The organism is Mycobacterium sp. VKM Ac-1816D (assembly GCF_000416385.1).
GTDB classification, from domain to species: Bacteria; Actinomycetota; Actinomycetes; order Mycobacteriales; family Mycobacteriaceae; genus Mycobacterium; species Mycobacterium neoaurum_A.
Genome location: NZ_AOHQ01000062.1, coordinates 1 through 396 on the forward strand (window position 1 = coordinate 1; position 396 = coordinate 396).

The following is a 396-nucleotide window of genomic DNA, read 5'->3' on the forward strand; positions in this document are numbered from 1 at the left end:
CGTTCTGGGGACGCATGCGCACCACCGACGCCGCGATCAGCGACACCCGACTCACCCAACTCGCCAATGGTGTCTGCGAGGGTGATCCGCGCACCGTGGCCGAACGCCGCGCCGACGCCCTCGCCGCAGTCCTGGCCGGCGCCGACCGACTCACCTGCCTCTGCGGCAACCCTGACTGCGCCGGGTCGGGCAAAGATCCGCGGGCGGGGGCGGTCACCATCTACGTCCTCACCGGACAGGAACCCGATAGCGGGCACGGGGCAAGGCCGGACGCGGGGCCTACGCCCGAGTCGGGTCCGGTGCCTGGCACGCCGGATACCGGCGGTGCTGAGGAAGGGCCGGTGGGCGAGCCGGGAGCTGAGGAGCCCGCCGCGAAGGAGGGCAGCACCGATCCCG

At 73.2% G+C, this 396-nt stretch carries 1 protein-coding gene; it reads left to right on the forward strand.

What is annotated here, in order from left to right; all coding sequences use genetic code 11:
• A partial coding sequence (locus G154_RS00055; RefSeq protein ID WP_036478461.1) for a DUF222 domain-containing protein occupies nucleotides 1-396 on the forward strand: 396 nt, incomplete at both ends.